Raw genomic sequence first — 22,831 nt, 5'->3', positions numbered from 1 at the left:
CGCGCCCCGGAAGGACGACGCTTTGTCAATTACAAGGCTTGGCATCCTTGACGTCGAACTTGCCGAGTGCACCCGAGATGACGAAATCGTTGTAGTCGAGCACCAGCGCGCGGGAAACGCCGTTTTCGTAGAGCTCGAACGACATCGCGTAAACCGGAGTCTGCTCGCCCTCTTTCTGCTGGGCTTCGCGGTCGAAATAGCTGACGGTGACCGGCCAGCGCGTCAGCGACTTCATGTGCTCGTCGGACGTCGTCGGATCGGGCGAGAACGCTGCGCGGTCGGCCGGGATCGGCTGGCCGATCACGGTCAGCGTGTTGTAGACCTTCTCGCCATTGTCGGAGCCGTCATAGACGGAGAGCTCGAGCAGCGACTTGCCCTCCTTGGCGGCGGCAATGATGCGCTGGATCTGCTCGGTCGGAAACACCGTCGTGCCGTCGAGCGTGAAATTCTTCGTCACCGGCAGCTTCAATTTGACGTTGATGTGGTCGCCATCGCGCTCGGCCGATCCGTCGACCTGGCTCGAGTCGGCGTCGTTCATCCGCGTCTCGATCTTGAAACGATAGCTTTTGCCGGCCGCATCCTCCCAGGAGTTGGAACGGAGGTCGCTGAGCGTGACCTTGCCCTCGCCGCTGTCGAGCTCGGAGACCTGGCGGAATTCCGACGTGTAGCCCTCGCAGGAATTGCCGGCGAAACTGTAGAGGATGCGCCCGCGCGCGCTGTTGATCGAACTCGAACGCGACTTGACCAGGCTTAAATCGTACAGGGCCTGATGCGAGAGGAACGGACCATTCGCGGCCTCAGCCCCGCCAGAAACGCCAACAGCGACAACCGCGAGCGCCATGACACCGAGCGACGTCCGGAAAAGGTGCACCATGAATATTCCTTGGGGAAATCGAGATTCGTTATTTTAATGACCGTCGCATTACGTCGCAACTGCGGCCGCTTCACGGAAAGTTGCGCTTTTCCCCCGAAAATCGCTGCCTTGCCTCGGAAACATGCAACACTGCCGGGCGCCCGGGCCACCGTTTCGCCGCCTTGCATGTCACTGCGCAATCGGCGAAACAGGCGCGCTGGCCGGCTTGAGGCCGGGCAGAATTTTCCAGAAGACATCGAGGTCGGAACATGGCGGGCACGGTCGAGCAGAAACTGGCGGAACAGGGCATCAAGTTGCACGAGGCCCCCACTCCCGTGGCCAATTACGTGCCGTTCGTGCGGACCGGCAACCTCCTCTTCGTCTCGGGCCAGGTCTGCTTCGATCCCGCTGGCAAGCTGATCGCCAAGGGCAAGCTGGGCGCCGGCGTCTCCATCGAAGAGGGTGCGGCGGCGGCGCGCGGCTGCGCCATCAACCTGCTGGCGCAGGTCAAGGCGGCGCTCGGCGACCTCGACAAGGTCGTGCGCGTGGTGCGGCTCGGCGGTTTCATCAACTCGGCGCCGGATTTCGTCGACGGGCCGAAGGTGCTGAACGGCGCCTCCGACCTGATGGTGGCGGCCTTCGGTGACAAGGGCCGCCACGCCCGAACCACCGTCGGCGTTGCCTCGCTGCCGGCGGACGCCGCAGTTGAGGTCGAAGGCCTGTTCGAGGTCGCCTGATCCGGGAGCAAGAGGCGTGCGTGCTCCGGATTGGCTGACGGCGCGACCGGTCGCCCATCGCGGCCTGCATGACATTTCACGTGGGATCGTCGAGAACATGCCGGGCGCAGTGCAGGCTGCGATCGCGGGCAATTTCGCCATCGAGGTGGACATCCAGCTCTCCGCCGACGGCGAAGCCATGGTGCATCACGACCATGCGCTCGGCCGGCTCACAGAGGGCGACGGCGACCTGATCGCAAAGACCGCGGCCGAACTCAGGGCCGTCAAGTTCAAGGACACGTCCGAGCGGATGATGTCGTTGTCCGACCTTTGCACGATGGTCGCCGGGCGGGTTCCGCTGGTGATCGAGGTCAAGAGCCATTTTGACGGCGACCGCAAGCTCGTGAAGCGGATGGCGGAGGTGCTGGCCTCCTATGACGGGCCCGCCGTCGGCATGTCCTTCGATCCGGACCAGGTGCTGGCGCTGCGCGAGCTGTTGCCTTCGCGCCCGCGCGGCATCGTCGCGCAGCGGACCTATGAGGACGAATATTGGGCGAAGCTGACGCAAGCCCAGCGCGACAGCATGTTGTACTTGCGGCACGGCTTTCAAACCCAGCCGCATTTCGTTGCCTTCAAGGTCGACCATCTGCCGGCGCCCGCGCCCTGGATCGCGCGCAACATGTTCGGCTGCGCGCTGCTCGGCTGGACCGTGCGCACGCCCGAGCAGCGGACGCGGGCCGGGCAATATGCGGACCAGATGATCTTCGAGGGGTTTGTGCCGTAGCGTGCCCGTCACGTGTCCCGGGCGCGCTGCGCTGCATCCGGGCACGAGAGCGTCAGTTCCCACCCCTTGAAGTCGCTGCTGCAATGCACGATCTTCGGCTAGTGGGTTCTTCAAGACACGCAATGGCATCATCCGAAATCACGCTCGAGGCCGTGCCTTCCATTGGCGACGTTTGCGCTGAGGATTGGGACGCCTGCGCCAATCCTGCGCGTGTCTGCAATGGCAAGGACGCAGGAACTTCATCCGGGCTGCCCGGCGCCTCCCTCGCGCTCTCAAAACCCGCCTATAACCCCTTCGTCTCCCATGCCTTTTTGTCCGCAGCGGAGAATTCGGGTTCGGCCACGGCGCGGACCGGCTGGGGGCCGCGGCATCTCGTTGCAAAGCTCGATGGCCACGTCGCCGGCATCGTGCCCTGCTATCTGAAATCGCATTCGCAAGGCGAGTATGTGTTCGACCGCGGCTGGGCGGATGCCTATCAGCGCGCCGGCGGGCGCTACTATCCGAAGCTGCAGGTCTCGGTTCCCTTCACCCCCGCGACCGGCCCGCGCCTTCTGATCCGCGATGGCGTCGATCATGAGCGCATTGCGTCTGCGCTGGCGAGCGGACTGATCGCGCTGTGCGGGGTGAGCAAGGCCTCTTCGGTGCACGTCACCTTCGCGCGCGAGGCCGAATGGAGGCTGCTCGCCGAGCACGGCTTCCTGCAACGGACCGACCAGCAGTTCCATTGGCACAACGAGGGCTTCGCATCCTTCGACGACTTCCTCGCCACGTTGAATTCGCGCCACCGCAAGTCGATCAAGCGCGAGCGGCGCGATGCGCTGGCAGCCGGCATCACCATCCACTGGCTCACCGGCAGCGACATCACCGAGGAGGCCTGGGACGCGTTCTTCGATTTCTACATGGAGACCGGCTCGCGCAAATGGGGCCGGCCGTACCTAACGCGAGAATTCTTCTCGCTGATCGGCGAGACCATGAGCAACGACGTGCTGCTGGTCATGGCCCGCCGCAATCACCGCTGGATCGCGGGCGCCATCAACTTCATCGGCTCGGATACGCTGTTCGGCCGCAACTGGGGCGCGGTCGAGCATCATCCGTTCCTGCATTTCGAGGTCTGCTACTATCAGGCGATCGACTTTGCGATCAAACACGGCCTGACATATGTCGAGGCCGGCGCCCAAGGCGAGCACAAGATCGCGCGCGGCTATCTGCCGCGAACGACGCATTCGGCGCATTTCATCGCCGATCCGGGCCTGCGCCGCGCCATCGACGAATACCTCAAGCGCGAACGTGCCTATGTCGCGGAAGCCGGCCGCGAGCTCGCCGAGTTGGGCCCGTTCCGCAAGGGCGCCGAAGAGGCGCCTTGACGCCTTCTTAGAGGTGATGACAGTAAGGCCGCAACTTCAGGAGCTGCCGCATGACCGCCTACGATCCCAACAATATCTTCGCGAAAATCCTGCGCGGCGAATTCCCCTGCTACAAGGTCTATGAGGACGAGCACGTGCTCGCGTTCCTCGACATCATGCCGCGCTCGCCCGGCCATACGCTTGTCATCCCGAAAGCCCCGGCCCGCAACATCCTCGACATCAAGCCGGACGACTACGCCCATGTCGCGCGCGGCGCGCACAAGATCGCAGCCGCAGCGATGAAGGCCTTCGACGCCGACGGCATCACAGTGCAACAATTCAACGAGCCCGCCGGTGGGCAGGTCGTGTTTCACCTGCACATGCATGTGATGCCACGCCACGACGGTGTCGCGCTGCTGCCGCCCGCGAGCCGCAAGGAGGACGGCAAGGTGCTGGAAGAGCATGCGACGAAGCTGATGGCGGCGTTGAAGGGCTAGGTTTTTCCCTCGTCATGGCGAGCGAAGCGAAGCAATCCAGAGTGCCTCCGCGGGGACAGTCTGGATTGCTTCGTCGCTTCGCTCCTCGCAATGACGACGGTTATACCGTCACTCCGTCTCGAAATCCCCCGGCTGCGGCGCGGCCAGCGGCGTGAACTCGCAACGGTCGGGCTTGATGTCGATCAGCGGCGTGTTGTCGATGCAGTCGAGGCCGCGCACCAGGATCGTGTCGCCCTCGATGCCGACCAGCTTGACGATCGAGGTGCCGATCGGATTGGGCCGCACTGGCGAGCGCAGCGAGAAGGTGCCGCGGGTATTCTGGTTGTTCTTCGGGCTCTGCAGGACGATGTCGCGGCGCGAGCGGTCGAGCCAGTAGAGCACTTCGAGATTGCTGTAGAAGTCGACGCCCTTGATCGCCGGCACGAAGGGCTCGAAGATCTCAAGCCGGCATACCGGTCCGTCATGCCGTCCTTGCCGCGGCGTCTGAAGCCGCGAGGTCCAGGGCGTGCGGATCCGGCCGATGAAGACGAGGCCGGCATCCTGCGTCGCCGGCAGCTCGATAGCCACCTCGCCTTCGCGGAGCTCATTTTCGCGAACCATTTTTCCTGTTCCTTGCTGTTTGCTGGCGGTTTTAGCCCAGCCACCACGTGCCGGCCAGCATGAACAGCTCGCCGGCGACGACGCCGGCGAAGATCGAGCGTCGGGTCAGCATGAAGACGATGAAGCCCGCGACCACCGCGCCATAGCGCAAGACATCGGGCACGCCGGCGAGCGCGCCCGGCGGCTGGACCACGATCTGGGCGATGACACCGGCCAAAATCGCGGTCGCCACCGCCCTCACCCAGACCAGGAGCTCCGAGCCCTCGTCGATGCCGCCACCGAACCACAGGCCAAGCATGCGCCATATCTGGTTGGGAATAACGCCGGCCACGAACAGCACGGCAAGCGCATGCCAGTCGCCGATGAAGCCACTCATGTGCGCGCCTCCCGCCAGAAATGGACGCCATAGGCGATGGTGCCCGCCACGACACCGCTGACCAGGATGTCGAGGCCGCTGTTCATTTTCGCGGCCAGCGGGTAGAGCACGAGCCCGAGCACCAGCGCGACGACATCGGCGACCTCGCGACTGTTGCGCGCGGTCGAGAAAAGGAACGACAGCGGCGTGAGCAGCAGGATCGCGGCGCCCAGCGTCTGCGTGAGGTTGGCGGCGAGGAAATAGCCGACCGTGTTGGCGGTCAGGCACACCGAGACCAGACCGCAGCCGAGCCCGTGGACGAAGGCGATCCGCCGCTCGCGCGGCACCTGCGGCAGGAAGCGGTGGCATTCGACCCATAGCGTCACGGCGGTGAGATGCGCCGCGAAGATCAGCTCGCGCCGTTTTGTCTTCGGCGTGCGCATCAAGGGCAGGACCGACACCACCATCGGAAACAGGCGGATGGCGCTGACCGTCACTGCGATCGCCGACTGGATGACGGTCGCGCCGGAGCCGAGCGTGGTGATCAGGATGATCTGGGCCGGCCCCGCCCAGACGAACAGCGTGGAGGCCAGCGCCCAGGCCAGGCTGAAATGCGTGTCATGCGCGAGCGCCCCGATGCCGAGATAGGTCACGAACAGCACGACGGTGAGGATGGTCTGCGTGATCGAGCGCAGCCCCCACGCAAAAGCGCGAAAGGCACTGTGCCATTCGGGAGAATCGAGCGGAGGAAGCGCCACGGGGTCTTGGCCGGGAGAGGAATCGTGCCTGCATAACGGGCAATGCGAGGCGACACGTCAAGGAACCACGCGGCGGGGCTGGCATGCACGCGGACGCCACCCCTTCGTCATTCCGGGGCGCGCCCCCTTGGGCGCGAGCCCGGAATCCATAGGGCCACAGATGTTGCTGCGCGATGGATTCCGGGCTCGCCGCTTCGCGGCGCCCCGGAATGACGGCGAGCGCTGGCACGCTACCCCGTCACGCCCCTGTTCCTAAGCACGAAGCAGGCGCCGCCCGCTTTCCGGATGCGGTTGCAGAGATCGTCCGCCTCTGGCCGGGTGTCGGCGCCGATGCGCACCTGATAGAAGGCGTGCGTGCCGCGGCTGCGCATCACCGAGGAGAGCAGGCTCGGGTCGCGGCCGCCGATCACCGAGCTCAGCCGCGTAACCGCGCGCGAATACATCGCGAGCGCCTTGTTGCGGTCGAAGCCGGCGGCAAGCTGCACGCCCCAGATCTTTGCGGCGGCAAGCTCGACGTGCTGCTCGAGCCCGGCGACGAACGGATTGGGCGCACGCTTGAGCAGCGCCATCAGCTCGCGGCAGCTCGTCGGCGGTGAGCTTTGCGGCGTCTTGCCGCCGCGCCCGGCCGCCTTCCAATCCTCGACCGTCGAGCCGGTGATGGCGGCCACATAGTGGCGGGTCTGGTCCGGCATGCCGCCGGTGCCGGCGAGCCATTCCTGCACGCGGCGCGGACCTGCATTGTAGGCCGCCGCTGCAAGCCCGAGATTGCCGAACTGGTTGCGCAGCTCGTTCAGGAACTCCGCCGATTTCGGCAGAGCCTGCACCGGATTGAAGGGATCAAGCAGTCCGCGCTCGCTGGCGGTGCCCGGCATGAACTGCGCGATGCCCTGCGCGCGGTCGCCACTGCGCGTCACCGGGCCCACCGCGTCGCTCTGAAACCGGCTCTCCTGCCAGATCACGCGGGCAAAGAATTCGAGCGGCAGGCTGGCATCGCGCGCCGCCGCCTCGATGATCAGGCAGATCGATTCCCGCGTGTCGCTCTCGCGCGCCGCCTCGGCAGGCTTTACCGGCGGCATCGCGAGCTCCTCGACGCTCGGCACGGCGACATCGGTCTTCGCGGGCGAATTGTCCCACGCCGCAGCCGGCGCAACCAAGAACAGCGCGGCGGCGGCCTGGCAGAGCGCATATCGGGCTCGTGTCATCGGCAGGGTACCGGCGATATCGGGCAAATCGGCCTTGAACTCCAAGGCCCTTGAATTCCAAGGCCAAGCCAACTAGCAACTGGCGGCATAATCAACGCAGGCGGGGGCGGAATGGCAACAATCTATTTTGATCTCGACGGCACGCTGACCGATCCGAAGCCAGGGATTACCCGCTCGATCCAGTATGCGCTGGAACGGCTCGGACAGCACATCCCCAGCGAGGACGAATTGACCTGGTGCATCGGGCCGCCGCTGCATGCGAGCCTGAAGAAGCTCACCGGAACCGACGAGCTCGCCGGGCGTGCGCTGCTGCTCTATCGCGAGCGCTTTGCCGATATCGGCCTGTTCGAGAACGAGGCGTATTCCGGGATCGAGGAGACCTTGTCCGCGCTGTCGGCAACGGGCGCGCGCATGTTCGTGGCGACCAGCAAGCCGGCGGTGTACGCGACCCGGATCGTGGATCATTTCGGGCTCAAGCATTATTTCGAGCAGGTGTTCGGCTCCGAGCTCGACGGCACGCGCGTCGACAAGGGCGACCTCCTGGCTTACGCGCTCGACACCGCCAGGGTCGACCCGCAAACGGCCGTCATGATCGGCGACCGCAGCCACGACGTGGTCGGCGCCCGGAAGAACGGCATGACCTCGATCGGCGTGCTCTATGGCTATGGCAGCGAAGCCGAGCTCAGGGACGCCGGCGCGCATCATATCTGCGCCGCGCATCCCGAGCTGCTCGCCCACTGCGCGACGCGCAGCGCCTGAACGTCAGGCACTGACGGTCGCCATCCCTGGTTAGCTCGCTGCCGCCGCGATGTCCGCCGGCTCGACGCTGTCGACCGGCAGCGCGAATTGCTCGACGCGCTTGTAGGGCTTCTTGTTGAGCAAGAGCCGGGTCACGTCGGGCCGCGAATAGTGCCCAGCAGGATCGGCCGCGTTCTTGGCGACGCCAATGGTGCCAAGATCGATCTCGGCGATCAGAAGCCCCTCCTGATCCGGCGCCAGCTTGTCGCCGATCTGACTGCCGTCGGGGCCGTAGATCGCGGCAAAGCCGCCGCCGGCATGCAACAGCGCATGCTTGTCCGGGCGGTCGCAGAGCTCGTCGATCATCGCCTGCGAGACGGTCGCGCAGGGTGCAAGCACGAAGCACGAGCCCTCCACCGCATAGACGCGCGAGGCGGCGTTGTTGACCTCCGCTCCCAAGGCGGGCGCGAAGGGGTCGTAGAGCGAGAAGCTCGGCCAGGACGCCACATGAACCTGCTCGTTCTGGGCGTACATCGCATATTTCGACAGCGGCTGGAGATGCTCCCAGCAGCACAGCGCGCCGATACGTCCGATGTCGTGGCGCTCGTGCACGGCAAGATCGCTGCCGTCGCCCTCGCCATAGACGGTCCGCTCGGCATGGGTCGGCCGCAGCTTGCGACGCTTTGCAATGGTCTCGCCATCGGGCCCGATCAGCCATTGCGCGATGTAGAGGCTGCCGCCGTCGCGCTCGGAGAGCCCGATGACCGCGGTCAGGCCGGCCTTGCGCACGGCCTGCCGCAGCTTCTCGGCCTGCGGGCTGTCGTAGGCGAGCGAATTGTCGAAATAGCGCTGCACGAAGCCGCGGCCTATCGACCAGGCCGGCGAATCCAGCCAGATATGCCAGGGGTATCCGGGGATGAACACCTCCGGGAAAGCGATCAGCTTCGCATCCTTTCCTGCGGCCTCCTCGATCAGCGCGATCGACTTGTCGACGGACGCGTCGAGGTCGAGCCAGGCCGGCGCCGCCTGCACCACCGCGACTTTGTATTTCGGATGTTGGATGCCCATTCCCGCCTCCACGTGATCCACCAGGACACGCCGCTTTCCGGTTGATCGCGGCAGACGTCCGATGCAGTCTATTGAGCCACGGCTGGACCAGGCCTGCTCGACTGCCACGGCATGAAAATTCGACCGGACGGCGGCACCGAATTTCCCTGCGCCGGGGCCAATCCATGTTCGGAGTGTGAAAGCGAGGCCCGCGCATGACCATCCAGTTCACGACGGACGGCAGCCCCGGCCACCGGCGCCTCGCGCTCTGGCAGGACATCGTCTGCGACGTCTTCGTCGAGCTCGACTGCAGGTCGGATCTCGGCAGCGCCTTCCGCGGCTCGGTGACGCAAGCTTCCCTTGGGCGCGCGGTCTGTTCGGATGTCTGCTCGGACCGCCAGCACGTCTTCCGCACGCCGTCGCGGATCGCCCGTTCGGATCTGGATTTCGTTCTCGTCGCGCTTGGCAATCAGGGCGCCGGCGGCGTCGTGCAGGACGGCCGCGAGACCGTGATCCATCCCGGCGAGTTCGCACTCTACGACACCACGCGCCCCTATGAGCTGAGGTTCGATCACGCCTTCACGCAGACCATCTTCAAGGTGCCGCGCGAGATGCTGCAGCGGCGCCTCGGAGCCACCGAGACGCTGACTGCGATCTCGTTCGGCTCCGACGCGCCACTGCAAAAGCTCGCCTACGATTTCATCTTCAAGCTTTGCCATAGCGCCGATCAGATCGATCCGCAGCATGCCGTCGCGCTCTCCGAGCAGGCGGTCGATCTCGTCGCCATGGTCCTGAGCGAGCGGCTCGGCAAGACGTCGCCGCCCTCCTCGACGCATCGCTCGGCCCTGCTCTACCGGCTGAAGGCACATATCCGCAGTCACCTCGCCGATCCCGATCTGTCGCTGTCCGACACCGCAGCCGCGCTTCGTATCTCGCCGCGCTATGTCAATGATCTCCTCGCCGACGAGGATACGTCGTTCCAGCGCTACGTGCTCGCCGAACGTCTCGCCCAATGCAGGCGCGACCTCGCCTCACCCGTGCTAGCCCACCGCCATGTCGGCGAGATTGCGTTCGCCTGGGGCTTCAACGACCTCTCGCATTTCGGCCGCGTCTTCCGCGAGCATTTCGGAATGTCGCCGCGCGACTTCCGGCAGAGCCAATTGCCGCACTAGACTGGAAATGATTTGATGCTTTGCGCCAATCTCGCGGTCCGTTTTCGTGCAGGGACCGTCCGGCTCTTCCTGATGCTCGTGCGCTGCGCAGCGCTTGACGCAGCCCTTGGGCTGGCGTTGGCGCTATTTGTCTGCATCTCCGGCAGCATTGCCCAGGAAGGGACCACCAAGCTCCGGGTCGCGACCCGCATCGTGCCTCCCTTGGTCATCGAGAAGAACGGCACCCTGAGCGGCTTCAGCATTGAGCTCTGGAACGGCATTGGGGAGCGACTGCATCGCGAGACCGAGTACGTCATCACGCCCGATGTCGGTGAATTGCTTGCGGCCGTGGAAAGCGGACGGGCAGATCTCGGGATCGCAGCCATCTCGATCACATCAGATCGCGAGAACAGGTTCGACTTCTCCCAGCCGATCCTGAATTCGGGACTACAGATCCTGGTGCGCGGTACCACTGCGAATGTCGAGCCGAATCCGCTGCTCGAGTTCGTGGAGTTGTTCTTCTCGCGCACTCTCCTGATCTGGCTTGGTATTGCGCTGCTCCTGATCCTCATTCCGGCGCATCTGATTTTCCTTGTGGAGCGACATCATCACAACGGCATCATTCCAACGAGCCGGTATTTTCCGGGAATCTTCCATGCGATGTTCTGGGCCGCAGGCACGCTGGCGACCCAGGCGGATCAAATGCCCCGGCACTGGATCGCTCGCATCGTCGCCGTGCTCTGGATGTTCACGGGCGTGGTCTTCGTGGCCTTCTATACGGCGCAACTGACGGCATCGCTGACGGTCCAGCAGATCAGGGGACCGATCAACAGTCCGCAGGATCTCGTCGGCAAGCGCGTCGGCACGACACGGGGAAGCACGGCCACACTCTATCTGAACGAGGTCAAGGCCGAGGTCCGCGAGTTCGATAAAGTCGATGACCTCTACAAGGCTCTGCTCGATCAGGAGATCGACGCGGTCGTCTTCGATTCACCTGCGCTGCTTTACTACACAACCCACGACGGCAGGGGATTGGCACGAACCGTCGGGAGCGTCTTCCATCGGGAAGACTACGGCATCGTCTTTCCGACCGGCAGCCCGCTGCGCAAGCACGTGAACGAAGCGCTTCTCGCGCTGCGCGAGAGCGATGCGTATCAGCGGATGCACGAGGAATGGTTCGGCAAGCGCTAGGCCAATGACGCCACAGCGCCGCCCCGATGCCGCCGATGTGACTGATCGTGAAGCCGGGAGCGATTGCGGCGCCGCAACGCGAACCTCACCTAAGGCCGGTATCAGGTTCCACCCGGGGAGAACGCAATGCGTCCCGTCTTGCTCTTGAGCCTTCTGATCGCGCTATCCAGTGCTGCCAGCGCCGCTCCGGTGCATCACACGCACCGGCACTATGCCGTTGACCCTGCCCCTCGCGCGTATAGGGATCCCATGTCGAGTTTTGGCTATGCGCCGCCTCGGGCGCCGGCCCCCTATCTGTACGTGCCGAGCGATCAACCCGATCCGACGGTTGACAGTCCCTACAAGAACTGGGGCGGCTAGCTGACATCGCGTGCAGCCGGTCACCCGGTTGCATGCGGGTCACGCATTGACGTGCATCAAGCCGATCTTCGCCGGCCCGTGTCATTCGTACACGGGCGAGGATTTGCTGATGCGCCGATTTGCCATGAAGGCACTGTTCACCGCCCTCAGCCTCAACAGAGAGGACAGGAAGCGGATCGATTGGGATCGCAACATCCTGGTCTTCTCGACGCTGGTGACTGCAGGTCTGATCGCGCTCTATGTGTTCGGCAAGGCAACGTCGCGCTGGTAGGACGCATGAAGCGATTGCTGCCTTTACTTGCGATCCTCGCCGTGCTGTCGGGCTCGCCGAGCCACGCGCTGGATGCCGAGCAGCAGCACGGTCAAGCCCTCCTGCAAAGAATGTGCGCACGCTGCCACGCGGTGGGCACCTCCGGCGCGAGCCGGAACCGACGGGCCCCGGCGTTCCGCACCCTCGGCGAGAACAAGCTCTACGACACCGACTTCGTGCAACGCCTGCAGAACGGCTATAGCAGCATTCATCGCTTCATGCCGACCTTCCGTTTCGAGCGTGCCGACGCCGAGGCCGTGGTCAACTACCTCAAGGCGATTCAGGAGCCGCGGAAGTCAAACTAGCGCCGAAACAGCGCGCGGAATGCCCTCGCTTGCACTGGAACTATGCCGGGGCGGACCAAGTTGCGACAACGACAGCCGCTCGCGCGACCAAACGCCGTTCACGATGTTGACAACCACCATCGAGCATGCCGATGGCCTGCCGCTGCCGCAGCGCCGCTGGGCGATCCTCACCATTGCGCTCGGCCTGCTCATGGCGGTGGTCGACGGCGCCATCGCCAATGTGGCGCTGCCGACGATCGCGGCCGATCTCGACGCGAGCCCGGCATTCTCGATCTGGATCGTCAACGGCTATCAGCTTGCGATCACGATCTCGCTGTTGCCGCTGGCTTCGCTCGGCGAGATCCTCGGCTATCGCCGCGTCTATCTCGCCGGATTGCTTCTCTTCACGCTTGCTTCCGTGTTCTGCGCCGTCTCGCACGCGCTTGCGATGCTGACGGTTGCGCGCATCGTCCAGGGATTTGGCGCGGCCGGCATCATGAGCGTCAACGCTGCGCTGGTGCGCTTCACCTATCCGCACGCCTTGCTCGGACGCGGCATCGCCCGCAACGCGCTGGTGGTGGCGGTGTCGGCTGCGGTCGGGCCGACGCTTGCTTCGGGCATTCTGGCGCTCGCGACCTGGCCCTGGCTGTTCGCGATCAACGTTCCGATCGGCATGGTAGCGCTCGGGCTCGGCTGGCAATGCTTACCGCACACGCGCCTTGCGGAGCATCGCTTCGATTGGCAGAGCGCGGGCCTCAGTGCGGTTACCTTCGGCGTCGGTATTTTTGCGATCGACAGCGTCGGCCATGGCGAGCCGCTCCTCATTTGCCTGATCGAGTTCGGCGTTGCCGCCATCGCGGGCGCCGTCCTCGTCTGGCGCGAGACGCATATGGCCGTGCCGCTCCTGCCGATCGATCTGTTGCGCATTCCGATCTTCGCGCTCTCGATCGCGACCTCGATCGCCTCGTTCTGCGCCCAGATGCTGGCTTTCGTCGCAATCCCCTTCTACCTGCAAAGCCGCTTCGGCTATTCCGCCGTGCATATGGGGCTCCTGATCACGCCCTGGCCGATCGCCGTGGCGTTTGCGGCACCGCTCGCAGGCCGGCTGGTCGAGCACTATCCGGCCGGCCTGCTCGGAGGCATCGGCCTCGTGTTGTTCGCAGGCGGGCTCGCCTCGCTTGCCCTGCTGCCAGCCGTACCCGGGCCGCTGAATATCGCCTGGCGCATGGCGCTCGCAGGTCTCGGCTTCGGTTTGTTCCAGACGCCCAACAACCGCACCATGATCGCAGCCGCACCGCGCGAGCGCACGGGGGGCGCCAGCGGCATGCTCGGCACCGCGCGCCTGCTGGGCCAGACCACCGGCGCCGGGCTGGTCGCGCTGTTTCTTGGCCGTTACCCACAGGAGGGCACGCGGGTCGCGTTCCTCACCGGCGTCGGCTTCGCCCTCTGCGGCGCCTTCCTGAGCATGCTGAGACTGTCGCCCACCGGCGCCCGCGGGGCGGAGCGTGTGCGAGTTCAGGACGGGCAGCAGATGAAGGGGGATTAGCGCTACCCCGGTGGCACAGCCTTGTGCGGCTGGAAGTGCCGACCGCCTGCATGCTCAGACAATGAGCTAAGGCGCGACGATTGACGCGAACCGGTCGCTCGTCTGCCGCGACCAACACGCAGTCCTGTACACGGCTGGCGCTTGGCAACAGAGCCCATCGGCCATCTGGCACCGCCAATCCGCGAGACTGCATTGGGGTGACGCGTGGCCTTCGAATATTGGTGGATCGGTTTGTTCGTCGACGAGCGCGAGCATGCGCTCATTCAGCCGCACTTTGCGGCGGCCGAGGCGAAGAACGTGTTGCCTGCGGAGGCACGCCATGGTCTTGAGGCCGCAACCGCACGGCGAGCCGGCTTTCTTGCGCTGGCCCGTCCGCAGATATGAGCGCGCGACGTTTGCTCGTTCGCAACAAAAAGGCCGGCTTCGCAGCCGGCCCTTTCAGTTCATGACGCTCCCGGTCAAACCTTGACCAGCGGGCCTCTGGAGGTCGGCCCCTTGGAGGGGCCGCCGGGACCGCCCGGCCTGGATTTGCCTGACGGCGGGCGCTTGCGGGCGCCGGGCAGCTTCTCCTGCTTCGGCGTGACCGGCCCCTCGACGAACTCGAAGCCGATCTTGTCCTTCTCGGCGTCGGCCTCATCCTTGACCAATACGACGCGGACATGGCCGCCGCCCTTGAGCTTGCCGAACAATACCTCGTCGGCGAGGGGCTTCTTGATGTGCTCCTGGATCACGCGCGCCATCGGCCGCGCACCCATCTGCTCGTCATAGCCGTGCTTGATCAGCCAAGCCTTGGCCTCCTCGGAAAGCTCGATCGTGACGTCGCGGTCACCGAGCTGCGCCTCGAGCTGGAGCACGAACTTCTCCACGACCATGCCGATCACGTCGGCATTGAGATGGGCGAAGGAAACGATGGCGTCGAGGCGGTTGCGGAATTCCGGCGCGAACTGCCGGTTGATCGCCTCGTGGTCGTCGCCTTCCCGCTTCGAGCGGGTGAAGCCGAAGGCCTGCCTGGCGAGATCGGCCGCGCCGGCATTCGTGGTCATGATCAGGATCACGTTGCGGAAGTTGACCTGCTTGCCGTTGTGATCGGTAAGCCGGCCATGGTCCATGATCTGGAGCAGCACGTTGTAGAGATCGGGGTGTGCCTTCTCGATCTCGTCGAGCAGCACCACGCAATGCGGATGCTGGTCGACGCCGTCGGTGAGCAGGCCGCCCTGGTCGAAGCCGACATAGCCGGGAGGCGCGCCGATGAGGCGCGACACCGTGTGCCGCTCCATGTATTCGGACATGTCGAAGCGCAACAGCTCGACGCCGAGGCTGGACGCAAGCTGCTTTGCGACCTCGGTCTTGCCGACGCCGGTCGGACCCGAGAACAGGTAGCAGCCGATCGGCTTCTCCGGCTCGCGCAGGCCGGCTCGCGCCAGCTTGATCGAGGCGGACAGCGACTCGATCGCCTTGTCCTGCCCGAACACGACACGCTTCAAGGTCTGCTCGAGATGCTTGAGCACCTCGGCATCGTCCTTTGACACGCTCTTCGGCGGGATCCGCGCCATCGAGGCGATCGTGGTCTCGATCTCCTTGATGCCGATCGTCTTCTTGCGCTTGTTCTCGGCAACCAGCATCTGCGCCGCGCCGGATTCGTCGATCACGTCGATCGCCTTGTCCGGCAGCTTGCGGTCGTGGATGTAGCGCGAGGAGAGCTGTACAGCCGCTTCAATGGCCTCGTTGGTATATTTCAACCGGTGATAGTCCTCGAAGTAAGGCTTCAGCCCCTTGAGGATTGCGATCGCGTCCTCGACCGTCGGCTCGTTGATGTCGATCTTCTGGAAGCGCCGCACCAGCGCGCGGTCCTTCTCGAAATGCTGGCGATATTCCTTGTAGGTGGTCGAACCCATGCAGCGGATGGTGCCCGAGGCGAGCGCCGGCTTGAGCAGGTTCGACGCATCCATGGCGCCGCCCGACGTCGCACCCGCACCGATCACGGTGTGGATCTCGTCGATGAACAGGATGGCGTTGGGATGCGCCTCGAGCTCCTTCAGCACCTGCTTCAGGCGTTCCTCGAAGTCGCCGCGATAGCGCGTGCCCGCGAGCAGCGTGCCCATGTCGAGCGAGAACACGGTTGCAGCCGCCAGAACCTCCGGCACCTCGCTGTCGACGATGCGCTTTGCAAGGCCTTCTGCGATGGCGGTCTTGCCGACGCCGGCCTCGCCCACGAACAGCGGGTTGTTCTTCTGCCGCCGGCACAGCACCTGGATGGCGCGGTTGATCTCGGAATTGCGGCCGATCACCGGATCGATCTTGCCGTCGCGCGCCTTCTTGTTGAGGTTGACGCAGTAGGTCTCGAGTGCCTCGCCCTTTTTCTTGGAGTCCTCGTTACCCTTGGTCTCGGTTTCCTCGTCGACGCCGCGAACGGGGCGCGCCTCGGAGACGCCCGGCCGCTTGGCGATGCCGTGGCTGATGTAGTTGACCGCGTCGTAGCGCGTCATGTCCTGCTCCTGCAGGAAATACGCGGCATGGCTCTCGCGCTCGGCGAAGATCGCGATCAGAACGTTCGCACCGGTCACTTCCTCGCGGCCGGATGACTGCACATGAATCACCGCGCGCTGAATCACGCGCTGGAAACCGGCCGTCGGCTTGGCGTCGTCGGCTCCATCCGTCACCAGATTTTCGAATTCGGTCTCAAGATAGTTGACGAGACTGGTGCGCAGCTTGTCGAGATCGACGCTACAGGCCCGCATGACGGCTGCTGCGTCGGAGTCATCGATCAGCGACAGCAGCAGATGTTCGAGCGTCGCGTATTGGTGATGACGCTCATTTGCGATCGCCAGTGCACGATGCAGGGATTGTTCAAGGCTTTGAGAAAAAGTCGGCATTCGCGTCCTCTGTGGCCCCCACCATCATGATCGCCATCGCCCGGTCAGGCAACAACAACCTTTGTCACATATAGTTATACAAGATCGCGGCGAAAGAGCGGTTCCGCGACGCTGGACTCACGCGCGGTATTTTCGATGCAAAACCCGTTCCGATTTGGGCGGAGGTGGCGCCGGTCCCCGCTACTCCGGCAGCTCGCCGGCCATGACGGCCGTGAGGATACGACCGGGTGTCATGGATGTCAGAAGGCGCACAGGACGCGGGACGCGCCTACTTCTTTTCCATCACGCATTGCAGCGGGTGCTGGTGCTTGCGGGCAAAGTCCATCACCTGTGTGACCTTGGTCTCGGCGATCTCGTAGGTGAAGACGCCGCATTCGCCGATGCCGTGATGGTGGACGTGCAGCATGATCTTGGTCGCCGCCTCGATGTCCTTGTTGAAGAACTTCTCCAGCACGAGCACCACGAACTCCATCGGCGTGTAGTCGTCGTTCAGGATCAGCACCCGGTAAAGATTGGGCCGCTTGGTCTTGGGCTTGACCTTGGTGATGACCGAGGTGCTCGGGCCGGACGGAGCATTAGAACGGTTCTCGTCACCGCTCATCCGGGGAGCATAGGCGACGGCTGACGCGGGCAGATCGAGGCTGGAAGTTAGTTGCGGCATGGCACAGGCGTTCAAAATCCCCACGGAAGCGTATGGCAACCCGCTGCGCTGCTCCGCCGTCGGAGCCTCGCATAGGCGAGCCTTCTTGTTCGATCGCCGCTCCCGACCGGTCCGGTCCTCACCGGAACGACATCGGTGAATATGGGCCTGCCTCCGGCCCGCCGCAAGCTTGCAAAGGCCCGACCTATGCGGCCGCAGCGGTCCCGATTCCCGGTCCCTGGCGATCCTGACCAAGGTTAATCAATCCGGACCCATTTGACAAAAAAATCGATCGGCAGATTTTTCTGCCCTCTTCCAGGAACCCGACGTCAACCCGCGGCAACCATTTCCAGGCCGGCACCTCCGGTTTTCTACGGTCGAATTGACCAGCCATCCAATCGCGCTCTTCACCGGCAAAGCCTCGCCGGCGACAGCCCGTGTCACGAACTGCAGCGACCATCAAATCAACGAGCGCAAGCAGCAGCAGAACTGCGCGAGCAGCTCAGACAAGTTCTTCATGCTGCCGAGTTCGACCGCGATCGCGACGACCTTCAACAAGGTCCGCATTGCGCTCAGCAAGCTCTGGGTCTCGCAAATAGGCCTCGCGAACGCGGCCACGAAAAAAGCCCGGCTGAACCAGCCGGGCTTTTCCGATTCCAGGACTTGACGAAGTGTTACTGAGCGGCCGGGGTGAACTTCGAGACGATGGTCTCGACCGGCTTGAACGCCTGCTTGGCGAGGTCGTTGTAAAGGCCGGCGATCTTCTGCGATTCCGCAACGAAGGTCTCGTAGGCGGAGCGTGCGAAATCGGTCTGCGCTTCAAGCGCCTTGTCCAGCGACTTCACGCCGGAAAGCTTCTCAACGAAGGACTTGGTGTCTTCGAACGACTTCTTGGTGTAGTCGCCATAGGCGCTGGCGATCGCCTGGATGCCGTGCTGCACCGAGGTCGCGGAGGCGACGCACTGCTCGAACTGCTCTTTCCCGTAGCTCTGAAAGTCTTCAACCTTGAACATCATGGAATCCTTTTTTCCCTGGCTCTCGTCCGGAAGCCTTAGATTTTTCAAGCCTTGGATCTCTCAAGCCTTGGAGTTCTCCTTGGGGCCGCCCGACGCTGCCCATAATTAGTGCAACGCACAAAAAAGTCAAGAATCTTGTGCGACGCACAATAATGCATGCAACTTGAGGTGATTCTCGGATATCTACGCAAGGGTTCCTTAAGCTTTTGGAAACCGAGCGCCCCTACCCTGATTCCCTGGACGTGTTCAGCTTCCGACAAGCGGTCAAAACCGTTTGAGAACATCGCCTTAGCCAGAACAGCGGCTTGAGCCCCAATTGCCGACGATGAGCGCCGGCGGATTGGCGGATCAAGCCGGTCATGGTCCCGGATCTGGAGGGCACAATTTTGCCTCACGAGCCGGTGATCAAGTCAGAAACGGGGACGGGGTTTCATGCTTCGTAAGAACTGGTCTTCCTCGCGCTTGGCGCGGGCTGGGGTCTTCGGGCTTCTTACAATCACCACCGCGGTCATCTTCACGACCGATGCTGCCGAGGCGCGGCGCCATCGCAGCCGGCACTATGCGCACCGCGTGCATCGCGACTCCGGTGAGAGCTACAGCCCGCAATTCGCGTCGATCATCGTCGACGGCAATTCCGGCGCGGTGCTGCAAGCGACGAGTCCCGACGGAATTCGTCACCCCGCTTCGCTCACCAAGATCATGACGCTCTATTTGCTGTTCGAGCGTCTGGAGTCCGGCAAGGTCAAGCTCGACACCGAGATGCCGGTGTCTGAACATGCGGCCGATCAGGATCCCACCAAGCTGGGCTTGCGGCCCGGCCAGACCATCCGGGTCGAGGACGCGATCAAGGGCCTCGTCACCCGTTCCGCCAACGACGCCGCGGTCGTCATGGCCGAATATATCGGCGGCACCGAGGACGATTTCGCCAGCATGATGACGCGCAAGGCGCGTGCGCTCGGCATGTCCAGGACGGTCTATCGCAACGCCTCAGGCCTTCCCAACGACGAGCAGAACACAACGGCGCGCGACCAGGCCACGCTTGGCCGTGCGATCCAGGATCGCTTCCCGCGCTACTACCGCTACTTCTCGACCACGGCGTTCAATTTCCGCGGCCGGACGATCACGGGCCACAATCACCTGCTCGGCAGCGTCGAGGGCGTGGACGGCATCAAGACCGGCTACACCCGTGCGTCCGGCTTCAATCTCGTCAGCTCGATTCACCGCGGCAACCGCTTCCTGGTCGGCGTGGTCCTGGGCGGCCGCAGCGGCGGCTCGCGCGACGCCATCATGCGCAACCTGCTCGCGGAGAACCTCGAGAAGGGCGCGGGCACCCGCACCGTGGCCGCCATCACCGAGCGCAATGGTGCCGACACCAGCACCGACGTCGCCGACACGCCAGCGCGTGCAGCACCGCAGGTCCAGGCCGCCGCAGCCCCCGCTCCGGAAGCGCCCGCGCCGCGCCCCTCGCGCCTCGCCGCGCTTGCCGCTGCCACCGCGGCGATGCCGCCGGCCGCCAAGCCGGAGCCCAAGGCAGTCGAATCCAAGGTCGAACCCGCGCCGCTGACCAATGGCGTGATCTCGAGCCAGCCGCTCTCGATCATTCCGGGCTCCTCCGAGCCGATGAAGCCGGTCAAGGTAAAGACGGTTCAGGTCAAGGCCGGCGCCGTGAAGGTCGCTTCCGCCGCCCCGTCGCAACCGGCCCCGCCAATCACCAACACGATCTCCAGCGCCCGTGCTGAAGTCGCGGAAACCTCCGGCGCCGTCGTCGCCAAGGCCGACATCGTCAACAAGCCGGACGTCATTGCCAAGCCTGAAGTCGCCCGCAGCGAGATGCCGCCGCAGCCGCCGGGCTTTGGCACCGGCAACGGCATCCTCGGCGTCCTGCCGGCGTCCAGCGCCGCGGCCCCCGCGCCCGCGCCTGCCGCAAAACTCGCCTCGGCGGAGCCGGCCCCGCAGCCGATCCAGATGAGCGCAACGACCAAGCCGGTCGTCACACATAGCGGCTGGATCGTCCAGGTCGGCGCGCTGGAGAGCGAGAACGAGGCGCAGCAGCGCATCGAAGCCGCCCGCAGTTCGGCCCGCGGCCTGCTCAGCAAGGCCGATCCGTTCACCGAGGTCGTCGCCAAGGACAATCGCAAGCTGTTCCGTGCCCGCTTTGCCGGGCTCGAGCGCGACCAGGCGGAGGCGGTCTGCCGGACGCTGAAGCGCGCCGACATCTCCTGCATCACCGTCCGCAACTGACGGTGACCAAATAGACCCGATCCCGATGCCCGCGCCTCGTGCGCGGGCATCGTCGTTTCAGGCAAGCGCGAAGGCCGTTTCGCAACAACCTCTCGTCAACGATTTACGGTTAAGTTTTTGCTCAAAGGATCGACCACGCCGACAATGGCGGGCGACATCGGGGCGACGGCAGACAGAGCAGTACGGAGCTGACGCGGTACGGGCGTTTGTAGCGTTAGTTGCCGGAGTTAGCCGTTATGCGTGCGAAGCAGAGTATCCTTGGCCTCGTTTACCCGGGCAGCGAGATACGTCGAGCCCCCCTGGTCGGGATGCAATTTCTTCATCAAGGTCTTGTGGGCCCGGCCGATCTCCTCGCGCCCCGCTCCCGGCTGCAGGCCAAGGATCTGATAGGCTTCCTCCGCCGTCATTTTGCCGCTCGGCGCCGCGCGTCCCTGCCGCCCTGCCGCATCTCCCTGCGCGTTCTGACGCCAGGCGGGAAACCGGCGGTCCAGATAGCTTTCGAGTAGCGCGACGCTCTCCGCGTCGAAGGCGGGGCACATCGCAAGCAGCGCGGCGAGATCGAACTCGTCGAGCGAACGCCCGGCATAGGGCCCGGCGACGATCTCGCCCGCAAGCTGGCCGGATTCGTGGTCCAGCCGCATGTCCAGAAATTGCGAGCGGACGCGCGAGGTCTGCCCGGGCGAGCGCGTCGCACCGCCGAACAGGCCGCCGATATTGCCGAAGCTGGAGTTCGCGAGCGGCGTCCAGCCAAGCAGGCCTGCACCGAAGATGCCAAGCGGGATCGCGACCGCCAGTTCGCCCCGCAGCCCCGTAAACGCCGCGACCGCCAGCGCCACGACCCCGCCGCCGACCTTGATGGCACGCGCGAGCACCGCCGGATTGGCGGAACGGAACATCTGGAGCAGCAGATAAAGCGTGACAACGGCGACAGCGCCGGCAATCAGGGTCGGCATGCTCCGAATATAGTCTGCCCGCTCGCAAAAAGCATGGACGACCTTCCGACACACGAGAAGTTCGTTTGCCGCGGGCGCTCTTCCGCCGGAAAGTGAGGCCGACGCAGCGCAGAACGGAGCGTGCGATGAGCGCCGAGGGATTGGTGACCCGATCGAGCCATCACGGGCCAAGGGAAACGATGGACCGGCTCGAAGCCGAGGTGAAGGCGAAGGGCATGCGGGTCTTCGCGCGGATCGACCACGCCGCTGGCGCCGCGGAGGCCGGGCTGTCGCTGCCGCCGACCGAGGTCTTGATCTTCAGCAACGCCAGGGCCGGCACGCCGCTGATGCAGTCCGTTCAGACCATCGGCATCGACCTGCCGCTGAAGGCGCTGGTCTGGCAGGATGCGTCCGGCGACACTTGGCTGTCCTACAATGATCCCGCCTGGCTCGCCCGACGGCACGAGGTCGGCGCCGATGCTGCCGAGGCGGTCGGCAGGATGAGTGCGGCGATCCGAGCGGTCGTGGATACGGCGGCCGCCTGACTACCTCACCTGGCCGATCAGCTTGGCCGCGCCGCTCGTGGTCTTGGCCAGCCTGAGCAGCGCCTCGCGGCCACCCGCGGCGTAAGCCGCTGCCGCGCGCAAGAGTTCGCGCAGTTGCGCCGCCGCGCCCGGATCGAACCTGCACCAGGCCCCGCCGGTCAGCCGTGCGATCTCGCGGAACGCCTGCTCGGCGGTCGCATCATGGCCCTCCTGAAACATGAAGACGGGGACCTTGAGCATGCCGAGCTCGCCGGCCTTGGCGCAGAGCTCGTCGACCTTCTCCTCCATGGCATCGCCGACGAAAACCACCGCACGCACGCCTGAGGATGCCGCTTCGCGTCGCGCCTCCGAAAGCACCCTGCCGATCTGGGTGTCGCCACCGCGGCAATCTATCTTGCTCATCAGGTGCGCGAGCTTGGTGCTGTCGGAGATCCATCCTGTCGCACGACACTCGTTGAAACCGCGGTAGTAGACGAGCCGGATGTCGAGGCTGCCGAGGGCGGCCGCCTCGCGGAACATGTCGGCCTGGAGCGCACAGGCCATGTCCCAGGTCGGCTGCCGGCTCATCGTGGCGTCAAGCGCGAAAATCAACCGCCCCTTCGCGCCCGGCGCATGTGGCGACATCGCGCGCGCCTTGGCGACGAAGGCCGCGATGTCGTCGCTGGTCGACGTCTTGGCCTGCGGCAAGCTGCCGTCGGCCTCAGCCCGCGCCGACACGGCATCGCCGCTTCGTGGTTTGGTCGGTTCGCCGGACATCCCTGCTCGCACACTGGACTACACCGCCAATATGTGGCGAGCGCGCCATGATCGGTCAATGTGCAAAGGCCTCCGCGGCAGTCAGCAGCGGAG

Annotated in this window: 26 protein-coding genes; 15 read left to right on the top strand and 11 right to left on the bottom strand. The window is 64.7% G+C overall.

What is annotated here, in order from left to right; translation table 11 throughout:
- Positions 1 to 25 precede the first annotated feature (25 nt).
- Positions 26 to 874, bottom strand: coding sequence for a cell envelope integrity EipB family protein (locus SO156_RS04215; protein ID WP_498533944.1), 849 nt, complete (start codon positions 872 to 874; stop codon positions 26 to 28).
- Between the two features lie 248 nt (positions 875 to 1,122).
- On the opposite strand from SO156_RS04215, the gene SO156_RS04210 reads away from it, so the two are divergent.
- The 4 genes from SO156_RS04210 (at position 1,123) to SO156_RS04195 (ending at position 4,193) form a co-directional block, all read left to right on the top strand.
- Positions 1,123 to 1,590, top strand: a complete 468-nt coding sequence (locus SO156_RS04210) for a RidA family protein (protein ID WP_254095771.1) — start codon at positions 1,123 to 1,125, stop codon at positions 1,588 to 1,590.
- 16 nt (positions 1,591 to 1,606) lie between these two features.
- Complete coding sequence (locus tag SO156_RS04205; RefSeq protein ID WP_498533943.1) at positions 1,607 to 2,353, top strand: glycerophosphodiester phosphodiesterase; 747 nt, start codon at positions 1,607 to 1,609, stop codon at positions 2,351 to 2,353.
- A 122-nt stretch (positions 2,354 to 2,475) separates the two neighbouring features.
- A complete protein-coding gene (locus tag SO156_RS04200; protein WP_498533942.1) occupies positions 2,476 to 3,717 on the top strand; it encodes a GNAT family N-acetyltransferase in 1,242 nt (413 codons plus the stop codon).
- Positions 3,718 to 3,767: 50 nt separating this feature from the next.
- The gene (locus tag SO156_RS04195; protein WP_498533941.1) at positions 3,768 to 4,193 is read left to right on the top strand and encodes an HIT family protein; all 426 of its coding nucleotides are present in this window, start codon (positions 3,768 to 3,770) and stop codon (positions 4,191 to 4,193) included.
- Positions 4,194 to 4,301: 108 nt separating this feature from the next.
- Here SO156_RS04195 and tsaA read toward each other — a convergent pair whose 3' ends face one another.
- From tsaA to SO156_RS04175, 4 genes are all read right to left on the bottom strand, one after another.
- The gene (gene tsaA, locus SO156_RS04190; RefSeq protein ID WP_458143063.1) at positions 4,302 to 4,793 is read right to left on the bottom strand and encodes a tRNA (N6-threonylcarbamoyladenosine(37)-N6)-methyltransferase TrmO; all 492 of its coding nucleotides are present in this window, start codon (positions 4,791 to 4,793) and stop codon (positions 4,302 to 4,304) included.
- A 31-nt stretch (positions 4,794 to 4,824) separates the two neighbouring features.
- The gene (locus SO156_RS04185) at positions 4,825 to 5,169 is read right to left on the bottom strand and encodes an AzlD domain-containing protein (RefSeq protein WP_458143062.1); all 345 of its coding nucleotides are present in this window, start codon (positions 5,167 to 5,169) and stop codon (positions 4,825 to 4,827) included.
- Entirely contained in the window at positions 5,166 to 5,906 is a 741-nt protein-coding gene (locus tag SO156_RS04180; RefSeq protein ID WP_458143060.1) for an AzlC family ABC transporter permease, read from the bottom strand. The genes SO156_RS04185 and SO156_RS04180 overlap by 4 nt, the downstream gene beginning before the upstream one ends.
- A 230-nt stretch (positions 5,907 to 6,136) precedes the next feature.
- Entirely contained in the window at positions 6,137 to 7,108 is a 972-nt protein-coding gene (locus tag SO156_RS04175; protein WP_498534049.1) for a transglycosylase SLT domain-containing protein, read from the bottom strand.
- A gap of 111 nt (positions 7,109 to 7,219) precedes the next feature.
- On the opposite strand from SO156_RS04175, the gene SO156_RS04170 reads away from it, so the two are divergent.
- Positions 7,220 to 7,867, top strand: a complete 648-nt coding sequence (locus SO156_RS04170; protein ID WP_498533940.1) for an HAD family hydrolase — start codon at positions 7,220 to 7,222, stop codon at positions 7,865 to 7,867.
- A 30-nt stretch (positions 7,868 to 7,897) separates the two neighbouring features.
- Here SO156_RS04170 and SO156_RS04165 read toward each other — a convergent pair whose 3' ends face one another.
- Entirely contained in the window at positions 7,898 to 8,914 is a 1,017-nt protein-coding gene (locus SO156_RS04165) for a carbon-nitrogen hydrolase family protein (RefSeq protein ID WP_498533939.1), read from the bottom strand.
- Between the two features lie 194 nt (positions 8,915 to 9,108).
- On the opposite strand from SO156_RS04165, the gene SO156_RS04160 reads away from it, so the two are divergent.
- The 7 genes from SO156_RS04160 to SO156_RS04130 all read left to right on the top strand — a co-directional run bounded on the left by SO156_RS04160 (position 9,109) and on the right by SO156_RS04130 (position 14,119).
- Entirely contained in the window at positions 9,109 to 10,065 is a 957-nt protein-coding gene (locus SO156_RS04160; RefSeq protein WP_498533938.1) for an AraC-like ligand-binding domain-containing protein, read from the top strand.
- A gap of 15 nt (positions 10,066 to 10,080) precedes the next feature.
- Complete coding sequence (locus SO156_RS04155; protein ID WP_498533937.1) at positions 10,081 to 11,235, top strand: transporter substrate-binding domain-containing protein; 1,155 nt, start codon at positions 10,081 to 10,083, stop codon at positions 11,233 to 11,235.
- Between the two features lie 126 nt (positions 11,236 to 11,361).
- On the top strand, positions 11,362 to 11,595 hold the full coding sequence (locus SO156_RS04150) for a hypothetical protein (RefSeq protein ID WP_498533936.1): 234 nt from the start codon (positions 11,362 to 11,364) through the stop codon (positions 11,593 to 11,595).
- Positions 11,596 to 11,704: 109 nt separating this feature from the next.
- Entirely contained in the window at positions 11,705 to 11,866 is a 162-nt protein-coding gene (locus tag SO156_RS04145; protein ID WP_458143051.1) for a hypothetical protein, read from the top strand.
- A gap of 5 nt (positions 11,867 to 11,871) precedes the next feature.
- Positions 11,872 to 12,210: a c-type cytochrome gene (locus SO156_RS04140; protein WP_498533935.1), complete on the top strand. Its 339-nt coding sequence runs from the start codon at positions 11,872 to 11,874 to the stop codon at positions 12,208 to 12,210.
- 103 nt (positions 12,211 to 12,313) lie between these two features.
- Positions 12,314 to 13,735 (top strand): MFS transporter, encoded by a 1,422-nt coding sequence (locus SO156_RS04135; RefSeq protein WP_498533934.1) that lies wholly within the window; start codon positions 12,314 to 12,316, stop codon positions 13,733 to 13,735.
- Between the two features lie 204 nt (positions 13,736 to 13,939).
- The gene (locus tag SO156_RS04130) at positions 13,940 to 14,119 is read left to right on the top strand and encodes a hypothetical protein (RefSeq protein ID WP_498533933.1); all 180 of its coding nucleotides are present in this window, start codon (positions 13,940 to 13,942) and stop codon (positions 14,117 to 14,119) included.
- Between the two features lie 74 nt (positions 14,120 to 14,193).
- Here SO156_RS04130 and clpA read toward each other — a convergent pair whose 3' ends face one another.
- Together clpA and clpS are read right to left on the bottom strand one after the other, a co-directional pair.
- Complete coding sequence (clpA, locus tag SO156_RS04125; RefSeq protein ID WP_458143045.1) at positions 14,194 to 16,608, bottom strand: ATP-dependent Clp protease ATP-binding subunit ClpA; 2,415 nt, start codon at positions 16,606 to 16,608, stop codon at positions 14,194 to 14,196.
- A gap of 268 nt (positions 16,609 to 16,876) precedes the next feature.
- Positions 16,877 to 17,209 carry an ATP-dependent Clp protease adapter ClpS gene (gene clpS / locus SO156_RS04120; RefSeq protein WP_458143206.1) on the bottom strand — a complete coding sequence of 111 codons (333 nt, stop codon included), beginning with the start codon at positions 17,207 to 17,209 and terminating at the stop codon, positions 16,877 to 16,879.
- A gap of 421 nt (positions 17,210 to 17,630) precedes the next feature.
- Between clpS and SO156_RS04115 the strand changes: the two genes are divergently transcribed.
- A complete protein-coding gene (locus SO156_RS04115; protein ID WP_458143044.1) occupies positions 17,631 to 17,915 on the top strand; it encodes a hypothetical protein in 285 nt (94 codons plus the stop codon).
- Between the two features lie 7 nt (positions 17,916 to 17,922).
- Here SO156_RS04115 and SO156_RS04110 read toward each other — a convergent pair whose 3' ends face one another.
- Positions 17,923 to 18,261 carry a phasin family protein gene (locus tag SO156_RS04110; RefSeq protein ID WP_458143042.1) on the bottom strand — a complete coding sequence of 113 codons (339 nt, stop codon included), beginning with the start codon at positions 18,259 to 18,261 and terminating at the stop codon, positions 17,923 to 17,925.
- Between the two features lie 435 nt (positions 18,262 to 18,696).
- Between SO156_RS04110 and SO156_RS04105 the strand changes: the two genes are divergently transcribed.
- Positions 18,697 to 20,505 (top strand): serine hydrolase, encoded by a 1,809-nt coding sequence (locus tag SO156_RS04105; RefSeq protein WP_498533932.1) that lies wholly within the window; start codon positions 18,697 to 18,699, stop codon positions 20,503 to 20,505.
- A gap of 227 nt (positions 20,506 to 20,732) precedes the next feature.
- On the opposite strand, the gene SO156_RS04100 is transcribed toward SO156_RS04105, so the two are convergent.
- Positions 20,733 to 21,458: a DnaJ domain-containing protein gene (locus SO156_RS04100; protein ID WP_458143040.1), complete on the bottom strand. Its 726-nt coding sequence runs from the start codon at positions 21,456 to 21,458 to the stop codon at positions 20,733 to 20,735.
- A 125-nt stretch (positions 21,459 to 21,583) separates the two neighbouring features.
- Here SO156_RS04100 and SO156_RS04095 point away from each other — a divergent pair, with 125 nt between their 5' ends.
- The gene (locus tag SO156_RS04095) at positions 21,584 to 21,982 is read left to right on the top strand and encodes a DUF302 domain-containing protein (RefSeq protein WP_498533931.1); all 399 of its coding nucleotides are present in this window, start codon (positions 21,584 to 21,586) and stop codon (positions 21,980 to 21,982) included.
- Here the strand turns inward: SO156_RS04095 and SO156_RS04090 are convergent, their stop codons facing one another.
- The gene (locus SO156_RS04090) at positions 21,983 to 22,738 is read right to left on the bottom strand and encodes a VWA domain-containing protein (RefSeq protein WP_498533930.1); all 756 of its coding nucleotides are present in this window, start codon (positions 22,736 to 22,738) and stop codon (positions 21,983 to 21,985) included. It lies immediately after the preceding gene.
- Positions 22,739 to 22,831 lie beyond the last annotated feature (93 nt).

The organism is Bradyrhizobium sp. UFLA05-125 (genome assembly GCF_059803515.1).
This window is presented reverse-complemented; position numbering and strand designations above follow the sequence as displayed.